General features: G+C 26.7%; 23 protein-coding genes. 4 read left to right on the top strand and 19 right to left on the bottom strand.

The features are described from left to right. Positions 1 to 72: 72 nt before the first annotated feature. The 11 genes from IR151_RS12710 to IR151_RS12760 all read right to left on the bottom strand — a co-directional run bounded on the left by IR151_RS12710 (position 73) and on the right by IR151_RS12760 (position 12,311). Complete coding sequence (locus IR151_RS12710; protein ID WP_227434916.1) at positions 73 to 2,712, bottom strand: diguanylate cyclase domain-containing protein; 2,640 nt, start codon at positions 2,710 to 2,712, stop codon at positions 73 to 75. A gap of 185 nt (positions 2,713 to 2,897) precedes the next feature. Then, the gene (locus IR151_RS12715) at positions 2,898 to 3,587 is read right to left on the bottom strand and encodes a Crp/Fnr family transcriptional regulator (RefSeq protein WP_227434918.1); all 690 of its coding nucleotides are present in this window, start codon (positions 3,585 to 3,587) and stop codon (positions 2,898 to 2,900) included. A gap of 62 nt (positions 3,588 to 3,649) precedes the next feature. Then, on the bottom strand, positions 3,650 to 4,498 hold the full coding sequence (locus IR151_RS12720; RefSeq protein ID WP_227434919.1) for a MurR/RpiR family transcriptional regulator: 849 nt from the start codon (positions 4,496 to 4,498) through the stop codon (positions 3,650 to 3,652). 18 nt (positions 4,499 to 4,516) lie between these two features. Further along, entirely contained in the window at positions 4,517 to 5,404 is an 888-nt protein-coding gene (locus IR151_RS12725; RefSeq protein ID WP_227434920.1) for an ROK family protein, read from the bottom strand. A 56-nt stretch (positions 5,405 to 5,460) separates the two neighbouring features. Further along, positions 5,461 to 6,264, bottom strand: a complete 804-nt coding sequence (locus tag IR151_RS12730; RefSeq protein ID WP_227434922.1) for a sialate O-acetylesterase — start codon at positions 6,262 to 6,264, stop codon at positions 5,461 to 5,463. A 162-nt stretch (positions 6,265 to 6,426) separates the two neighbouring features. Then, a complete protein-coding gene (locus tag IR151_RS12735; protein ID WP_227434923.1) occupies positions 6,427 to 6,879 on the bottom strand; it encodes a YhcH/YjgK/YiaL family protein in 453 nt (150 codons plus the stop codon). A gap of 157 nt (positions 6,880 to 7,036) precedes the next feature. Next, entirely contained in the window at positions 7,037 to 8,539 is a 1,503-nt protein-coding gene (locus IR151_RS12740; RefSeq protein ID WP_227434925.1) for a sodium:solute symporter, read from the bottom strand. A 33-nt stretch (positions 8,540 to 8,572) separates the two neighbouring features. Beyond that, complete coding sequence (locus IR151_RS12745) at positions 8,573 to 9,454, bottom strand: N-acetylneuraminate lyase (protein WP_413927364.1); 882 nt, start codon at positions 9,452 to 9,454, stop codon at positions 8,573 to 8,575. 50 nt (positions 9,455 to 9,504) lie between these two features. Further along, positions 9,505 to 10,176, bottom strand: a complete 672-nt coding sequence (locus tag IR151_RS12750; RefSeq protein WP_227434926.1) for an N-acetylmannosamine-6-phosphate 2-epimerase — start codon at positions 10,174 to 10,176, stop codon at positions 9,505 to 9,507. A gap of 257 nt (positions 10,177 to 10,433) precedes the next feature. Continuing rightward, positions 10,434 to 10,925, bottom strand: a complete 492-nt coding sequence (locus IR151_RS12755) for a zinc ribbon domain-containing protein (RefSeq protein ID WP_227434928.1) — start codon at positions 10,923 to 10,925, stop codon at positions 10,434 to 10,436. Positions 10,926 to 10,946: 21 nt separating this feature from the next. Continuing rightward, complete coding sequence (locus IR151_RS12760; RefSeq protein ID WP_227434929.1) at positions 10,947 to 12,311, bottom strand: hypothetical protein; 1,365 nt, start codon at positions 12,309 to 12,311, stop codon at positions 10,947 to 10,949. A 371-nt stretch (positions 12,312 to 12,682) separates the two neighbouring features. On the opposite strand from IR151_RS12760, the gene IR151_RS20245 reads away from it, so the two are divergent. From IR151_RS20245 to IR151_RS12770, 4 genes are all read left to right on the top strand, one after another. Then, positions 12,683 to 12,811, top strand: a complete 129-nt coding sequence (locus IR151_RS20245; RefSeq protein ID WP_255611777.1) for a hypothetical protein — start codon at positions 12,683 to 12,685, stop codon at positions 12,809 to 12,811. A 245-nt stretch (positions 12,812 to 13,056) separates the two neighbouring features. Further along, on the top strand, positions 13,057 to 13,233 hold the full coding sequence (locus tag IR151_RS12765) for a hypothetical protein (protein ID WP_227434931.1): 177 nt from the start codon (positions 13,057 to 13,059) through the stop codon (positions 13,231 to 13,233). A gap of 191 nt (positions 13,234 to 13,424) precedes the next feature. Further along, positions 13,425 to 13,553, top strand: a complete 129-nt coding sequence (locus IR151_RS20250) for a hypothetical protein (protein ID WP_255611776.1) — start codon at positions 13,425 to 13,427, stop codon at positions 13,551 to 13,553. Between the two features lie 244 nt (positions 13,554 to 13,797). Beyond that, positions 13,798 to 13,974 carry an AbrB/MazE/SpoVT family DNA-binding domain-containing protein gene (locus IR151_RS12770; protein ID WP_227434933.1) on the top strand — a complete coding sequence of 59 codons (177 nt, stop codon included), beginning with the start codon at positions 13,798 to 13,800 and terminating at the stop codon, positions 13,972 to 13,974. A gap of 45 nt (positions 13,975 to 14,019) precedes the next feature. On the opposite strand, the gene IR151_RS12775 is transcribed toward IR151_RS12770, so the two are convergent. The 8 genes from IR151_RS12775 to IR151_RS12810 form a co-directional block, all read right to left on the bottom strand. After that, on the bottom strand, positions 14,020 to 14,814 hold the full coding sequence (locus tag IR151_RS12775) for an N-acetylmuramoyl-L-alanine amidase (RefSeq protein ID WP_227434934.1): 795 nt from the start codon (positions 14,812 to 14,814) through the stop codon (positions 14,020 to 14,022). Next, positions 14,814 to 15,080 (bottom strand): hypothetical protein, encoded by a 267-nt coding sequence (locus tag IR151_RS12780; protein WP_021365420.1) that lies wholly within the window; start codon positions 15,078 to 15,080, stop codon positions 14,814 to 14,816. Before IR151_RS12780 ends, IR151_RS12775 begins: the two co-directional genes overlap by 1 nt. Before the next feature lie 45 nt (positions 15,081 to 15,125). Then, a complete protein-coding gene (locus tag IR151_RS12785; protein ID WP_227434936.1) occupies positions 15,126 to 15,296 on the bottom strand; it encodes a hypothetical protein in 171 nt (56 codons plus the stop codon). A 26-nt stretch (positions 15,297 to 15,322) separates the two neighbouring features. Further along, positions 15,323 to 15,652 carry a hypothetical protein gene (locus IR151_RS12790; RefSeq protein ID WP_021426477.1) on the bottom strand — a complete coding sequence of 110 codons (330 nt, stop codon included), beginning with the start codon at positions 15,650 to 15,652 and terminating at the stop codon, positions 15,323 to 15,325. A 12-nt stretch (positions 15,653 to 15,664) separates the two neighbouring features. Continuing rightward, positions 15,665 to 17,590 carry a hypothetical protein gene (locus IR151_RS12795; protein WP_227434938.1) on the bottom strand — a complete coding sequence of 642 codons (1,926 nt, stop codon included), beginning with the start codon at positions 17,588 to 17,590 and terminating at the stop codon, positions 15,665 to 15,667. A gap of 73 nt (positions 17,591 to 17,663) precedes the next feature. Continuing rightward, complete coding sequence (locus IR151_RS12800; RefSeq protein ID WP_021426479.1) at positions 17,664 to 17,801, bottom strand: XkdX family protein; 138 nt, start codon at positions 17,799 to 17,801, stop codon at positions 17,664 to 17,666. Continuing rightward, the gene (locus tag IR151_RS12805; protein ID WP_021426480.1) at positions 17,801 to 18,139 is read right to left on the bottom strand and encodes a hypothetical protein; all 339 of its coding nucleotides are present in this window, start codon (positions 18,137 to 18,139) and stop codon (positions 17,801 to 17,803) included. The genes IR151_RS12800 and IR151_RS12805 overlap by 1 nt, the downstream gene beginning before the upstream one ends. 18 nt (positions 18,140 to 18,157) lie before the next feature. Further along, positions 18,158 to 18,396 (bottom strand): hypothetical protein (locus tag IR151_RS12810; RefSeq protein WP_227434940.1); only part of this gene is annotated, 239 nt, incomplete at its 5' end.

Below are 18,396 nucleotides of genomic sequence, written 5' to 3' on the forward strand. Positions count from 1 at the left end.
TAGTTAAAATATTCTTATTCAACTTAATATTCTTTATATTAAAAATTTAAGCCCTCCATTTGCATTTAAACTTTAAATAGAGTCATTAAATATAATAAATCTATCTTTTCCTTGATTTTTTGAATGATAAAGAGCTTTATCTGCTTTTTCATATAATTCAATAAAAGTTGTTCCATGATTTGGCATAATAGATATTCCAATACTACAAGAAACTTTATATGACTTATTTTCTCCAGTATAATAATTTCTAAATGCATTACATAGCTCAATCGCTTTGTTTTCAATAAATTTTATATTCTTCATATTTTTTATGAAAACTACAAACTCATCTCCACCAATACGTCCAATTATATCATCCTCTCTAAAAATAGAAGTTAATTTTTTTGATACTTCAACTAATACTTTATCACCAAAGACATGCCCTAAATTATCGTTAATAGCTTTGAAATCGTCTAAATCAATAATAAAAAATGCATGACTACTTTCTTTAACTCTGTCTAAACTCAAAAATCTCTTTATTAGAGTTTCAGTTGTACCTTTATTATAAATTCCTGTTAATATATCACGTTCAGCTTTAAATTTAAGCTCAATCTCTTCTTTTTTCTGTTTGTCTATATCTTTAATGTACGCAAATCCTTTAAGTTGATTGCTTTGGGGGTCTTTAAGTAAATGCATTGTACAAAGTTCCCATAAAATCTTACCATTAATGTCATATCTTCGATACTCTAACTTTAACTCATTTACTCCCTTATTATATGAATCTAAGACATTTTCATAATAAAATACTTTTTTAAAGTTTTCCCTATCTGAAATAAAAACTATATCGTCAACAATAGCCTCCATTACTTCAGAATATTTTCCAGCAGGTCTTAAGCCTAAATTGTTATCAGGCTTTATATTACTTGATATAAATTTATCTTGAGAAAAATTAATTTCATATATAGCAATTGCTTCAGACAACATAGCTTTTCTATATTGCTCTTCTTGATTATATTGCATTTCAGCTTTTTTTTGCTCATTTATGTCTTCTAGTAGACCTATCGCTCTAATTGGAATTTCTGCTCCATTAAATAGATTCGTTAGAGTCATTCTATTCCATATATATTTTCCATTGACTAGTCTTGTTTTTATTACAGATACTACACTTTCTTCACCTTTTTCCATTTTATTAAAAGATTCTTTAAACACATCAACAAAGTCAGGATGTATTATCCCAGAATCTATAAAATATTCTATGCCATTTTCAATATTTTTTTGTAATCCATATATTAAAGAGACATCACTAGAGACATGTATAGATTTTGTATGCATATAATAGTCAAATACTATGTTAGAAGTCTTGGATAAGGCTATTCTAAGCCTTTCTTCATTAATCTTAAGTTCTTCTTCTACTTTTTTTAAATCTGTTATATCAACCAACACACAGTAGAAATACTCTTTTCCATCAGAATCTTTTATAAGCTCACACTTATTTACAACCCACACAAAATTCCCACTCTTAGTAATCATTCGATACTCTATTTCAACTACTTTTGATTCTAATATTTGAAGTGCAAATTCATTTTTCACTCTATCTACATCATCTTTATAAATTACATCATAAAAATTATTATTAAACATGGATTTTATCTCTTCTTTAGTATATTCAAACAGGTTAATAAATCCATCACTTAAAAACACAAATTCATATTTTTCACCTACACTACATTTAAAAACACCTCCTGGTATATTGTTAGTGAGTGAAGATATCTCTAGATTTGCTTTTACAAGCTTTTCTTTGGATTTTTTCTCTTTATAAAATACAATTAAAATCAAAATTGAAAGTGCTATGAAGTTTTTAGTTGTTAATATAATTGCAAGTTTGTTTATCTTAGAAATCTCTTTCACTATCAAAGTCTTTGGAATAAAAGACAATACATACCAATCATTTATACCAACTGGAGTATACGTGGCATATTCCTCTTTTCCTTTGAATTTATATTCTAAAAATCCACTTTTCTTATTTGATATATCTTCAATAAAGTTTTTATAACTGTAATCTTCTCTAACATAAATAAAATCAAAAAAATCGCTAACATTATTTATGGTGTCATCAGTTTCTCCTGGAGTAGATTTTAAGACAAGATTTCCTGATTTTTCAAATATATATGTACTTCCTTCTCCATTAAAACTAGTCACATCTATAAATTCACTTAATTTACTTGTATAATAAGAACCATACAGAACACCTATCACTTTACCATTTTTGTACATAGGAGATGCTACTATAAAACTATTTTCATTGTTAACAGATGATTTTATGATTTCTGAAATATTGCTTTCCCCTTTCATTGCTTTCTTAAAATAGCTATGTTGTGATATATTATAGACCTTTCCATCACCTGTATAGGCTGTACCATCTGGATATGCAATATAGATTTTTTCAAAATCAGATTCCTTTGATACATCATTTAGCAATTTCATTATATCTTCTTTCTTCATACCCTCTGACTCTGAAATAATTTTAGAAATACTATTTATAAACTTTGTTAGTGAGTTAAGCTTAACATTTATAGTATTTGAACTTTGCAATGACAACTCTTCTAAATGCATCTTTTTACTTTTTTCTACTAATGAATTAACATTATAGGTAAAATCCCAAAGAGAAAACATCACAAATACACATATAAAAATCAAACCTAAAGCATAACCTATGAATTTTTTATTTTTCATTTTGATACATCCCTTTCTGAGTATAGAAGCTGTGTCAACATCTGTATATTTACTGTTCATATTAAATTAATTATACTATCAGAATTAAGCTGTTTCAATAAACTTAAGGCAAATATTATCATTTTAGATAAATAAAAAAGAATCTATGGATAGATTCTCTTAATAATATCTTTATTTAATTATAATTAATTATTTTTAAAGTATTTTGATAGTTCGGCTTCTTTTACATAAAAACCTTTATTATCAATCTTTATAAGTTCTTCTTTTTGCAATACTTTTATCATTCTAGAAACTGTCTCTCTTTTACAGCCAAGCATATCAGCTAAATATGTAACTGTAAGATTTACATTTAATAAGGTCCATTCTCCACAATAAATTCCAAACTCTTTACTTAATCTATACAATTTTGCTGCTAATTTCTTATCTACTTTTATAGATATTGAATTTTTTAACTGTCTATATAAACGTCTTGTCCTTCTCTCCATATAAGAAATAATATCTTTTGTAAGCTGAAAATCATTTTTCATAATTTCTGTAAATTCTTCAATGCTATAATAAGACACAATTGAATTTTCAAATGCCTCACATCCAACAGCAGAATTCTTCGTAAAATCAAAGGTAATGTCATTTATAATTTCTCCATTATTTAATATAAAAATCACCTTTCTCTCACCATTTTCGCTTATCTTAAAAATAGATACTTTCCCATCTAAAAGTACGTATACTCTGTCCAATTGTTCTTTTTCATAAAATAAAATTTCTTTTCTTTGTAATCTTTTTAGTTTAGCTTTTTCCTTAAGTTGATTCTTAGTTTCACTACATAAATTATTAAAAAGTATTACTTTGTCAATATCATAGTCTTTTAATTTAGACATGTAAAATCTCCCCATTACTAAATTTTTAAGAAAACCACATAAAGTATTACAAATATCTGATTTTATTCATTTTTAAACAGTTTTATAGCATTTGTAGTCTTGATTTTTCTTTCAATAGCTTCATTTGAAAGTTCTTTTACTACCTGTGTATATACTAAATCAATAATAAAAAATTGTGCCAATTTAGAGGATATTGAACCAGTTTCCAATACAGTTTCCCCAGATACATAAGATAAGTGCACATCTGAAATATCCTTTAATTCAGAATTTTTATTTTCAGTAATAGATATAATTTTAGCATTATTAGCTCTCGCAAGTTTTACAGTTTTTATAATTTCTTCAGTTTCCCCAGAATGAGAAATTGCAACTATTAAATCTCCTTCTTCCATTATAGAAGACATCATTATCATAGTATGACTACTATCAAAACTTACACAATTAAGCCCAATTCTCATAAACTTATAGTTTGAATCTTGTGCTATTATACCTGAATATCCAATACCAATAAAGTAAACCTTTTTAGCATTTATTATAAGTCTTGCACAGTCATGAACATCTACACTATTGATTATCTCAACAGTATTCTCTAAAGTAGTTATATTTGAGTTTAAAAGTTTCTTGGCTGTATCTAAAGCTGGCTCATCATTTTGTATATTCTTATTTATAATATTTTTTTTATTACTACTTGATATTTCTTGCGCTAAAGTAACTTTAAAGTCTTGCAACCCATTAAACTTCATTTTTTTAACAAATCTAGTTATAGTTGCTTCACCAATATTACTCTCTTTAGCAATTTGTGATATTGGTTTATAAAATACATCCTCTATATTTTCCTTTATATAAGCTATCAATAATTTATCTGACTTTGTAACTTTAAAAGCTGGTGATTCCAATTGTTCTAAAATACTCATTAAAAAACCTTCTATTCTCTATATTTTGTTTAAAAAATTATACAATGCCCCAAGCATACCTGCATCATTTTGTCTCTTTGCAAATTCTACATTAGTATTTTTATAAACTCTTTCTATAAGAATCTCCTTTAATGCTCTATCTATTTTAGGTTTTAGAAATTCTTCTTGTGCCATTATTCCACCACCTAAAATTACAACTTCAGGATTTATTACATAACATATATTTGCAATACCAATTGCTAATGATTTTATCATATTATCCAATTCTTTTAAACAATCTTCGTCATTATTCTTTGCTAAATCAAAAATTATTTTCCCATTTAGGTCATTTTCATCCATATTTTTTATTTTTGCTAATTTTTTTACCAAACTACTAGTTGATGCTAGTTCTTGGAAAGTACTTCCATTCATATTCATATATCCTACTTCACCAGCACTATTACTAAATCCATTTATAAGCTTATTATTTATTATAACACAACCACCAATACCAGTACCTATTGTCATACATATAGAAGAAGTTGCTCCCTTACCTGCTCCAAGCCACATTTCACCAAGGCCAGCACAATTAACATCATTTTCAACTTCACATTTTATATTAAATTCTTTTTCTATCTCTTTCTTTAATTCCATACCTTTATAGTTTGGAATTAATTCTTCTAACGCAAATACTATCCTACCTTCAATTGGGTCAACCATACCTGCAGTTGATATACATATCCCATCAATATTGTTTTCTTTCATATATTTTTTAACTATTTTCTTTATTTTAGATAATATTCCTGGTCCACCTTTTTCTTTTGCTTCAGTATCTAAACTGGATTTATCGATTATTAACCCATCTTCTCTAATAAATCCATATTTTATTGAAGTACCTCCAATATCTATACAAACGTAATTTTTCATAACATATCTCCATACAAATTATTTTTATAACCAATATTACTAATTAAAATTTTATATTACATGAATTTTTTATTTATTTTTTCCAACTCACAGATATATTTTCTCGCTTCTGATAAATCTATGGTATCCTTTAATATAATTTTTTTCTCAGTTATATGATATTTATAAATATTCTTACATAAATCTTCTCCCAACATATTAAGACCTTCTTGACTATAATGTACATCATCAATAGTTAGACCTTGGTCATGAAATTTCATAGCAATTTTGCTTCCTATGCTTAATATGTCACATTCATTACAAGCAAATTCTTGTGCTGCTGCAATTCGTCTTGTTCTAACAAAATATTCATCTTCTCCAAGCCAATAACCAGTTAAACTAACAAACATTTTATCAATGATACATTCTTCCTTTAGTCTATATGCAATTTTTTTTAGACTCTCTTTATAGTATAAAACATCACTACCATACTTTGCATCACTTTCACCTTGAATCCAAATAACATATTTATTTGTTATTTTATAATTCTTGCTTAAAGTATTACACCCTGCATTAAATTTTTCTATAGTGTCATTTAAAAACCAGTTATTATCATGATTCCAATTTTTTATTCTTGACCCATCCTTTGCATTGTGTATAAAACAAACTTTATTACCAGTAAGTCTATTCCACTCATTTGAAAATGCAGGTGCTATAGTACCATCTCCTTCAGAAGTCTCTAATTCACATCTCATGTTTATAATCTCGTTGCTACTTAAGTATTCAAAACAATTCTCATTTGGAATAACACTGTCTTTTGGATTTCCTAAGCCTCTCGCATTACTTTGTCCTATTAATAAAAATACATCTATTTTATCCATAAATTAACTCCTCTATACAATTCTAAACCTTTTAATATCTATTTAAACTTTCTTATAAAAAACTAAGGCTGAAAATAGTAATCTAACTAAAATTTACGAAATATCACTAATCGCTGAAAGTTAAATCACTATTTTCAGCCTTAGTAGTTATATAAATTTTCATTATCTAACCAAAACCTTAAAAATAGCTTTTTTTATATTTTCTTTTTCTGAAACTTTTATTGCTGTCATATGTGCATCTTCTGGATAACATACTAAGAAATCGCCTTTTCTAAGTTCAACATAGCCATTGTTTTTCCCATCAAGAGGCAAAAAGTCACTATCTTCTTCATATGTCTTTTGCTCTAAATTTTCTATAAAATTCAAATCTATTCTTTCGCATCCATCTAGCATCAAGTGTACATCTATATATTTCTTATGAGCTTCCCAGAATCTTTCTTCTTTTTCACAAGTTTTATACTCAACAATATTTACAAAGATATCATCACCATCTATTGTATGAGTCCCTTTTTCGTAATCTATCAATGAATTTTCTTTAGCATATTCAAAACACTTAAGTAAGTCTTCGTGTAATGTTGAATATGTCTTACTATGATTTATACTTCCAAATATCATAATCACTATCTCCCTATATAATTTTAAGTATATTCTACTTTCAGGTTTTTTACATATACAGTTCTTTATACATTCTTATAGAGTAGCTAGATTATTTATATATCTAATCACTCTAATCTAGCCACTCTATAGGATAATTTCTTATTTAAATTCTATATTATTTTTCATAATAAACTGTAGTTTCAGCTTTTGGTAAAGATACTTTTGCTTTAACCTTAGATTCTATTGCACTAAATACTGTTCCTACTACTACAGAAGTAGTTATTGTTATTAGAGAATAAGCCCAAGAAGTTACTTCTGGCATTCTATATTTTAGATAAACAACTAAAATTGCTGATACTGCAAATCCAATATATGCTCCCATTTTAGTTGCTCTTTTACAAAACGCACCAAGTACAAATATTCCTGCTAAAACTCCTAGAACTAGCCCCATAAAACTATTGAACCATTCATATGCTGACTTTATTTCTCCATTTGCTAAGATTATTGCAACAACTATAGAAAGTATACCTACTCCTAATGATATATATTGTGCAACCTTAGTTTGTCTTTCCATACTCATATCTTTTGTTATAATAGTTTGTATATCTAAAGTCCAGCTTGTAGCAACTGAATTAAGCCCTGTTGATAAAGTTGACTGAGATGCTGCATATATTGCTGCAAGTAGTATTCCTGTTATACCTACTGGTAATTCATAAGCTATATATGATGCAAATACTTGGTCTTGTTGAACTGTTTGTGCTAAATCTGGGTTTTGAGTATAGTATATAAATAAACAAGTTCCAATTAGATAAAATACTGTTGCAAGTCCCATTGATAAAACACCATTTCCATATGTCATTTTGTTAAGTTGTTTTATATCAGTTGTTGTAGTAAATCTTTGAACTATATCTTGACTTGATACATATGATGAAAAAGTATTAAGACCAGCTCCAACAAATATTATAAATGCACTTGTAGATAGTATGTTTTTATCAAACATAACTTCATTTGTTGCTAAGAACTTATGCCCACTTGTAAGAGTATCCATCACTGTTCCAAATCCGCCATTTATACTTGATATTAAATAAAATAGCGTACCTGTAACACCTACTATTAGTACCATGCCTTGTATAAAGTCAGTCCATAAAACAGCTTTTAATCCACCTGTATATGAATAAATTATTGCTATTACCCCCATAACTATTATTAACACATTTACAGGTATTCCTGTAAGACCTGCTAAAACTACTGATGGTAGATACATTATTATAGACATACGTCCTATTTGGTATATTATAAACATTAAAGCTCCAAGTACTCTAAGTCCTTTACTTTCATATCTCATTTCTAAGTATTCATATGCAGTATCTATCTCTAATCTACTGTATAAAGGTAAGAAGAATTTTATTGTTAAAGGTATAGCTATAAACATACCTAATTGTGCAAACCATAAAATCCATGTTCCACCATAAGAATTACCTGCTAGTGATAAAAATGATATTGGGCTTAATAATGTGGCAAATATTGATACTGATGTAACCCACCATGGAATAGTTCCATCACCTTTGAAGAACTCTTTTCCTTTCATTTCCTTCTTTGAAAATAACAATCCTGCAAATAAAACTGCCAATAAGTAAACTACTAGTATTGCAAAATCTATCCAAGTAAATCCTACCATTTGACCAATCCTCCCATACTAAAAGTATTTTTATTAAAAATACTTTCTGTATATTTCTTTCGCTCTTGATTTCATTTCATCAGTTGCTTCTTTCATAGGTTGTCTACAGTATCCAGCTTCAACGCCTTGTTCTTCAAGTAGTAATTTAATTGTTTGATATAGACCATTTCCTAATATATCTGTTATTAAATCATTTGTCACATGTTGTACTTCAAGTGCTTCTGATATTTTTTCACTCTTCGTTAGTTCAAATATTTGTCTAGCTCTGATACCGTTTACATTAAATGTAGAACCAATTGCCCCATCTACACCTAAAACTGTAGCTGGTAACATCATTTCATCAAATCCTGAAAATATTAATTTATTTGGGAATGTTTTTCTCATTCTTTCTAATAAGTAGAAATCTGCTGCTGTAAACTTAACACCTATTATTTTTTCATTTTCAAATAATTCTCCAAATTGATCTAAACTCATATCAACACCAGTTAAAAATGGTATAGAGTATATTATTAATCTATTGTCTACAGAATTTATTATTGTATTGTAATAATGTTTTATTTCTTCAAAATCGAATTTATAATAAAAAGGTGTAACAGCACTTATAGCATCATATCCTAAATCAGTTGTAAATTTAGCAAGCTCTACAGCTTCTTTTAAATTAACTGAACCAACTTGAGCTATTAACTTTATTTCTTCTTTTACTTCGTCCTTAGCTATTTCAAATATTTTTTTCTTTTCATCAGTTGAAAGCATGAAGTTTTCTCCTGTACTTCCTCCTACATAAAGACCATCTATTTTACAAACATCTATATTATGTCTAATTATTTGTCTTAACCCTTTTTCGTTTATATTTCCTTCCTTATCAAATGAAACTAATAATGCTGAATAAATTCCTTTCATATCTGTTGTTCTCATATCTTTACCTCCAATTTTAATTTTCAAATATAGTTAAATATAATTAATTTTTAATTAATTTCAATTGCTTTAACAAATTTTTCTGTTATCAATTGTGGTCTTGTTATTGCTGAACCTACAACTGATGAATGAACTCCAATTTCAAAGACTTTCTTTAAATCTTGAGGAGTATTTACTTTTCCTTCTGCTATTACAGGTATTTTTAAATCTTTAACCAATCTTTCCATCAATACAAAATCTGGACCCTCTAAAATTTCTGTATATGGAGTGTATCCAGATAATGTAGTTGAAACGCAGTCTACACCGTATTTTTGCGCCTTAACAGCTTCATCATAATTTGAAATATCAGCCATTACTAAAACATTATTTTCTTTTATATAATTTATAATTTCTTTTAAATCTTCATTGTTTGGTCTAACTCTATTAGTAGCATCCAGTGCTATCATCTCACATCCTGTTGCTAAAAGCTCATCTACTTCTTTTTTAGTTGGTGTTATATATATATCTGAATCTTCGTAATTTCTCTTTATAATACCTATAACAGGAAGTCCAGTAACTTTTTTTATTTCAATAATATCATCAACTCCTTGTGCTCTAATGCCAACTGCTCCGCCTTCTTGAGCAGCTTTAGCCATTCTACCCATTATAAAAGAACTGTGAAGAGGCTCATTTTCTAAAGCTTGGCATGATACTATTAGTCTTCCCTTTACCTTATCTAGCATTTTTTCGATTACCTCATTTCTGAAATTTATTTTCTTAATTTATGTATTAATAATAACATGAAAACTTTTTCTTTGCAATATTTTTTCATATTTTTTTATTAATTCTATTTTTTTATAGATTTATTCCAAGTATTTCCTTATATTTCACAGTTTTAAGAAAATTTATTTCATTTTTTTGGTTTTTATTTTCATTCCTATATAGATACAAATGATTTCAATAAAAAAACCCATGTATATAATACATAGGTTCCCCAATATTACTCTAAATCCATAATAATTTTTCTACCACAACATGGACAAAACTCAGATTCCGAATCTACTTCACTTTCACAATAACCACAAACTATAAAATTATCGCAATCATTATCTAATTCAAATTTTTTACCACATTCAGCGCAATATTTGTCATTTATATTTCCAATATAGCCACATTCACAAGTTACATTGCTTTCTGCAATTTCCATATCATTAATTTCCATATTTTTTTCATAAATTATCTTATCAAGTTCTAATAACTCATCACAGAATTTATCAAAACACTCATCATCAATAGAATTTTCTCTAATTTTTTGATAAGTCAACATTCCCATTTCTAAAAATATTTTACTCTTCTTTTCTTGAATATCATCAATTTCTCTATTTATCTTTGATTTTTCTTTATATAATTCAATCTTAAATTTTCCATTACCAAATCTTTTCTTAACCTTAGAAAATTTATCATCTACTGTCTTTTTATTATTTTCTTCCACAGAAGTTTCCTCCAATCATATTTAATCAGCTGAGTTTAGCTTATATCCTATTAAAGATATCACAAAACTGTATATAAATGAAATTATAATAGTTGAGAACAATTTAAATTGCATAACTAGAGTTGTTCCATAGCTAGTTGTATTAAAGAAGTTAATATTACTATCAAGTATAAAAGTACTAAATAGAGCCAACATACCCATTAAAAATGCATAATATATACTAAATATTATTACAGGTTTAATATTATCTGTATCATATTTAAATCTTAATTTATATCCATTTAATAAAATTATTAATGCAGACAAAGCTCCCATTGCATAAAACATTAATTTAGTATCTCCAAATAAAGAGGATGAGCCTAAGCTAAGCATTGAAACTGTTGAATTTATTATTGTTACCGAAATTCCATTTGCAAAAGCCCACATGTAACTAGCAATTTGTGGCAATACAGCAAATAAATCGATACCACTTGAATATCCACTCATATTCAATTCATTTAAATAACTACTATCAGATATAGTTAATATAAAAAGTATTGCTAACACTAAAGCATAACCTAATATGAATATTTTAATAGCATTTGAAAAAAGGGACATATACATATTTTCTTTTTCATAGCTTTTTCTATAATTAGTTATATATGTACATATAAATCCTAATACAAATCCATTTAAAAGTGCACTAAAAAATTCATAACTATACTCTAAAGCATATCCATACTCTAGCATACTATGTGAGCTAGTTTTAACATTAGTAAAAGTACATAAAATAGCTAAAATTAATCCATAGAAAATTCCCACTCCAAGAGAATTGGCTAATGTAGTTTTTGAATCCTTACATCTTTTTCTCATAAAAATTAAATTTGATATAATTAATCCTAAAACAGGAATTATAAGTAATATTAACAATCCTATATTTGCACTTATAAATCCAGAACCCATCATAGTAGACATAGATACGCTAATTTGACCTAGATTAAGGGCTAACATTATATGTGCTGGATTTATCATGTAACTGATATCATTAAATTGAATAGTAATTATAGCCTTAAATATTAACGAAATAACAAGCAATATGAATATAGTTGAAAAAGTCGTTAAAAATATCCCTCTTGTATTTGCGTGATATGAGAGTTCTTTTATTTTAGATTTTAAGTCAAGTTTTGTTTCGCTCGATTTTAATGATACTATTTCATAAAGTTCATTTCCACAAAATTTACAGTAATTATCTTTAGGATTATTTTCTTTGTTGCAACTAGAACAAAGTTTATCTTCTTTAGTTTCAAGTGTAAGGTTATTATTTTTTATTTTTCTAGTTGGCTTACCTGTTTTTTTAGAATAGTTACTATATGAATAATTCATATTATCTATTTTTTTTTCATCCATTTTTTCCCTCCAAGTTTTACCATTGTCAATTATCAAATATAACTATATCATATAAAACTTAATTATACCTTAATTGGATATATTTATCTATTTTATTTGTTTATTGTTGTTATTTTTTAACAAGCGTTGGTATTTCAATAATTTATTAAGTTTAGTTTTGTTGTTTATGTTTTATTATGCTTAATTTAAATTTATTCTATTCTTTATTTTCGGTGGCAAGATGGTGGCAAGTTAGGTTTTGCCACCGTTTATTTTTATTTGCAAGAAATATAGTTCATTAATATAAATTTATTGAAAAATATGGAAATAAGTATTGCTTTTGCCGGTTCGGCATGTTATAATATAAATATAGAAAGGAGGTGAAAAAGAAAATGAGTAGAATAGAAAGAAGAAAAAAAGATAGAGAAAACAAACTCGCCAAAGTTAAAACTGCTCTCTCTATCTTACCTATTTTAATAAATTTAATTGATAAACTAATTAAATTATTAAAAGACTTATAGTTTTGTAAGCTAGGAAGAATTTAATCTTCTTCCTAGTGACTTCTTTCTAAATATTATAACACATTTTCTATAAAATATGAGTGATAAAGTTTATAAAATCTGTATTATCATAGTTGCTATAACTATAGTAATAGACATAATACTTTTATTCTTACATTTTAATATTAGCAATATAATAGGGCTAATAGTAAGCATTTTATTGTTAATATTTGTTAAATTGCAATATAAAAAAGGAGGAAAATAGTTTGGAACAAAAAGAATCTAAAATAGTTTACAGTAAAGGTGGTTCAGGTACTTATTCAGCTAAAATTTCTTTACCTTTAAGCCAACTTGAAAAAATGGGCTTTACAAGGGAAAAACGTAATGCAGTAGTTATTTTTAAGGAAGATGAGATTATAATAAAAAAAGCTGATGAGAAATAAATTTGAAATAAGTGGGTGTATAATGTAAACATCCACTTATTTTTATCATATTTTGTATTTTATGTTAATAGGTTTTATAAATTTATTGAAAAATATGGATAAAAGTGTTGCATTGTACGTACCGTAATATTATAATATATTTATAGACAAGGAGGTGAGAAGACAAAAACTAAGAAAGGAGGACAAAGAAAGTGGGCAGATTAGAAAGAGTCAAAAATAAAAGAGAAAACAAATTTAATAAAATTAAAAATGTTTTCTCTTTCACATTAGTTTTAATTAATCTAGTACTCGCAATACTTAGATTGATTAAAGAATTATAAGTTTTAAGCCTAGAAGGAAAAACCCTTCCTTCTAGGTGACTTCTTTCTAATATTATAACATACTTTCTAAAATAACATGGGTAGAAAATTTTACAAAATATGTATTGCTGTTGTTTTAATAACTATAGTGTTCGATGTAATACTCTTAATAAAAAGTTTTGATATATGGAATATCATCGGATTATTAATAAGTATCTCACTATTAGTTTACTTTACAAAAGAATTAAAAAAGGATGGGAATTAAATGGAGCAAAGAGAATTAAATATAAGTTTTCATAAAAGTGGAAATGGCTATACTACTACTAGATTATCTTTACCTATCAATTGGGTTAAAGAACTGGGTATATCTCAAGATGAAAGAAAAGTTATAGTTACACTAGAAGATGGAAAAATAATTATTGAGAAAGCTGAAAATGATTAAAAAAAAGAGGTAGTAACTATTTCTAGTTACTACCTCCTAATCAGTTTATTTGTTTATAAAATCTAATGCTTTATAAAGGGTGTCAAATCTATCATTACCCTTTATCATAGTATATTTTTCTGTCGTTATGGAACTTATCTTATTACATGCTCCTCCTCCTACAACATATAGATTCTCGGTTTTGGAGGGTTTATAATCTTTTATATCACAAACTAAGCATTCTTCTTTTTTATATCCCCAACCAATTACAGTCGCAGGTATCTTATCAACTTCGCCATCGTAAACTATTGTATGTTTATACATGATTTTATCCTCATTATTTATATTTTTATTTAATATGCCTTCTGCAATTAATCTCGCTACTGTATTTTTGTATTTAATATAATAATCTGTATCAGCCTTACTATCTACAAAACAAGTTTCAATTAATATTGCTGGTGCTTTTGTGTGACTAAGCCAGTAAAGACCTCTTACATCTGTTTTTGCGCCCCTATTTTTAAATACAGTTGATAATTTTGAATTAACTCTCTCAGCATATGTTTTACCATTATTAGTTTTATATATTGTTTCTGTACCCATTGGATTTAAGGTTGTACTATTTGCATTAAAATGAATTTGTACTGCTAAATCTACATCTTGTCTGTTGGCTATTTGACATTGTTCTGCTAAGTAATTATTGGATTTATCTATCTTACCTGTATATACAGTTGCTCCACCCTGTTTTAACCATTTTACTATTAAGTCAGTTAGTATTCTATTTTCTTTTCCTTCATCTATATAACCTACTGCTCCAGTTCCTTTTCCTGTTAGAGTATGCCCTGGTACTATTGCTACTTTCATCATTTATCACCTTCTTTCTGTAGCATTACCTTTATATCTGTTACATCTTCCTTTATTTCCTCCACATCAGTTTTCATTGCTCCCATTTCAACAAGTATATTTTTATTGATTTCCTGTTGTTGTGTAGATAGTTCGATAAAGTTTTCTACTGTCTTTTTATACATGTCTCTATCTTCTTTTTTCTCTTGCATAGTATTTTTGAATAATAAAGCACATAAGATTCCTATTGCTCCTAAACTACTTAATTCTGTTAATAATTGTTCCATGATGACCTCCTACTAAAATTGATATAAAAAAAGAACCTGTGTGCTTTAGATAATAGGTTCTTTTGGTACTTCTTCTTTATTTATCATGTTTGTTAATTCTGTGTATTCATTCTCTTTAATTCTATTTAATGCATAGAATACATCTAACTTGTTTTGCAACTCTTCTTTAGTTTCATAATTTTTTTGTTCAATCATTCTTTTTAAAATATTATACATATTCTTACCTCCAAATTTTTATAACTTTATAGCACATTATTTGTGTTAAGTTCTAACATAGCTATTCTGTAAGCATTATCTATTAACATATTGTCTTGCTCCTTTTGATTTTCTTTTAAACTTATAATCTTATTTGTATTTATTTCATCAATTGATGTTTCTGATTCAATTGGATTATTTCGAAGTTCTAACCATTCATTGTAAACTTGTTCACCCGCTTTATTTACTACCCCATTTTTTATTGAAGGAGTAAATAATTGTTTATCTTCTGTAACAAAATAATTATCTATATTATTTAAATCATTTTCAAAACCATATTTTATTAAAATTTCTTTTTTCTTTTTTATATTTAACATATTTTTTCCTTTCTAAATTAAATAATTTACATATAAATACAACCAACTTCTATAAGTTATATCATTATAATATATCTCAATTTCTCCATTTGTACGAATGATTCCGTTATAATACTTTCCATCTGTTGTTTGAAATATTACTATTATGCCTTTACGAGGTGCATATTTTAAAGGTATCTTTCCAATAATAGTACCTGCTGCTGTAACACCTCCATTAATTGTTGCATTAATTGTTACAAAGTTATTGTTTGTGCAATAGTTTACAACAGAACTAGTATATCCAAGATATGGCTGCCATCCATTAAGAAAGTTTATTGAAAATGGAAAATCAGTTCTGATATTAGAGTTTTTTATATTATCTCTGATAGCTTCTATATGACTACCTAAATTTTGTGTACTTTCAAAGTTGATACTTGGAGTTATAACCCCAGAGTCACAGATAAATTTAGTTTGAGTATCATATTGTTCTAAATTCAAGTAACTTAACTCAATTTCTCTTGGTATTTCTAATTCATAAATTATTTTTAAAGGATTTTTCTTTAATTTCTCTTTAAAATTGGCAATGCTAAAAGGAGATATCGAAGTATCTACTATATCTATTACACCTATTCCATTTTCTGTTGATATAGATAATGCTGATTCAGTTTGAACATTATATATATAATCCACATGAGATTGCTTGTATAAGTTAGTTACAAACTTAGACATATCTAATCTTAATACAGATATATCTAAATTTAATCTAAACTCATACATTCCATGAACTTCTATCCAATTTTCATTACCATTAAAAACTATTTCTTCACATCTTTGTATTAGTTTATATGAACCATTTTTGTAGACTATTTCATCTCTTATTCCATTTGGTAAGCTTCTTAATGTATATGGAATTGTCTTTTTATCATATTCATTTCCTTTAGTTATAATTGTTTTATTACCATCATCATGCAAATCTTTTATTATAGTAACTCTTAGATATTTTGCATTTTGAGGGCTTCTAGTAACATAAAAAATATCTTTATCTCCTATTATTCTTTCATTTAATGGTGCTTGTATAAAACTCTTATTTATATCATACCAACAAATATTTCTACTACAATTATAAAAAGTATACTCTGTATTTGGTTCTATTTCTATATAATCTAATGTATATTTATGATTGCTAGCTTCAGAAATAAGTTCTTCTCCATTAAGGTATTGTAAAATATAATTATCTTTAAAATCGGCATTTTTATTAAAGATATTAATTCCACTATATTGATAACTTAAAAGTTCTATTTTATCTCTTTGTCCAACACTTAATAGTTCGTTAGAGTAATCTATATTAATATCTGTATAATCTCCTTCTAATATGGTAATTTTCAAACTTACTTCATAACCAGATGCAAGTGTATCATTATCTAAAACACTCCTTAAAACAATGTTACAATTACTTAAATCTGATATTGTTGTAAATGTATATCTGAATTTACCAATTACTCCTCCTAATATAGCTATATTTGTCAGATTAGGAATAAATACTGAGTTTTCTTCGCCTAAACTATGAATATATATTCCACTTGTACTAGGTAAAGTGTTTTTATCAACATCAACTATTATTGTATATATAGTATCTGGTTTATATAAAGTATAATTGGTCGTAAAAAAATTAGAATATCTTATATCATTTTCTGTTAGTATGTTTATTTTTCCATCTAAAAAAGTTGCTTTCCATAAAGAAAAATCTGAACTAGTTTTTCCCCATAAATCAATTAGTGTCTTTCCTTTTATATTAAGATTAGTCAAATATCCTTTCTTACTGTTTTCTATTATATATTCTCCTGTAGCTATGCTGTGATTTACGCTTTCTATCTCTTTCAAGTTTTCTATATCTTCAAATCTTTTATTTGTATTATTTGGTGTATGTTTTAGTTTTTTTATAATATCTTTATTTTTCAAATTATCACCTCTTTAAAGTGTTTAGAGAACTGCATATTGATGTGGTTCTCTATTTCTTACAATAAAAAAAGAACTATACCATATAGCTCTCACCTATTATTTGCTTATATTCTATTTCTGTTATCTTATTCTTAACTACTGAGTTTTTGACCATCTCTTTAGTCCACATTTTATTATCATAGTAGTATTTTATTTTATCGTAATTTAACATTATATTAATCCTCCCATCATTAAGCTGTAATTTATATTTGCATTTTCCTGTTCTAATTCTTTAATCTTTTTTAATACTTCTTGTTCTGGTGTTAAAGGTATTTCTACATACTCATATGTAATCTCTTTTGTTGTCTTGTCTACATACATAATGGGTGCAAAACCTTCTCTTTGTTCTGCTTCTACTACTTCATTAACTAATACTCCATTTAATTCTAATTCTTGAGCTGATTTATTTAACCCATATGTTTGGTCAAAAGGCATATTGTGTATTAAATTCACCTTATATATATTTCCTTCTTTGTGTTCTAATCCTGTTAAATATTTTTGATTGTTCATTTTTATTACCTCCCGAGTTTAACTATAATAAGCTACTTTTTGTACTGTATGTGTGTTTTGTAGTTTTTTTATTAAGCTGCTTCTATCTCCAGTAATTATATTATTTTCTAAATCAATACATATACTCAATACCCAATCTTTGTAGTTTGAATATTTCCAAATTTCTGCTCCATTAGAAGATATTTTTCTAATGGTATTATCATTGCCTCCACTATATATATTATTCTGTAAATCTACACATACTGAATATACACCAC

The organism is Clostridioides sp. ES-S-0006-03 (genome assembly GCF_020662275.1).
Classification (GTDB): Bacteria; Bacillota; Clostridia; order Peptostreptococcales; family Peptostreptococcaceae; genus Clostridioides.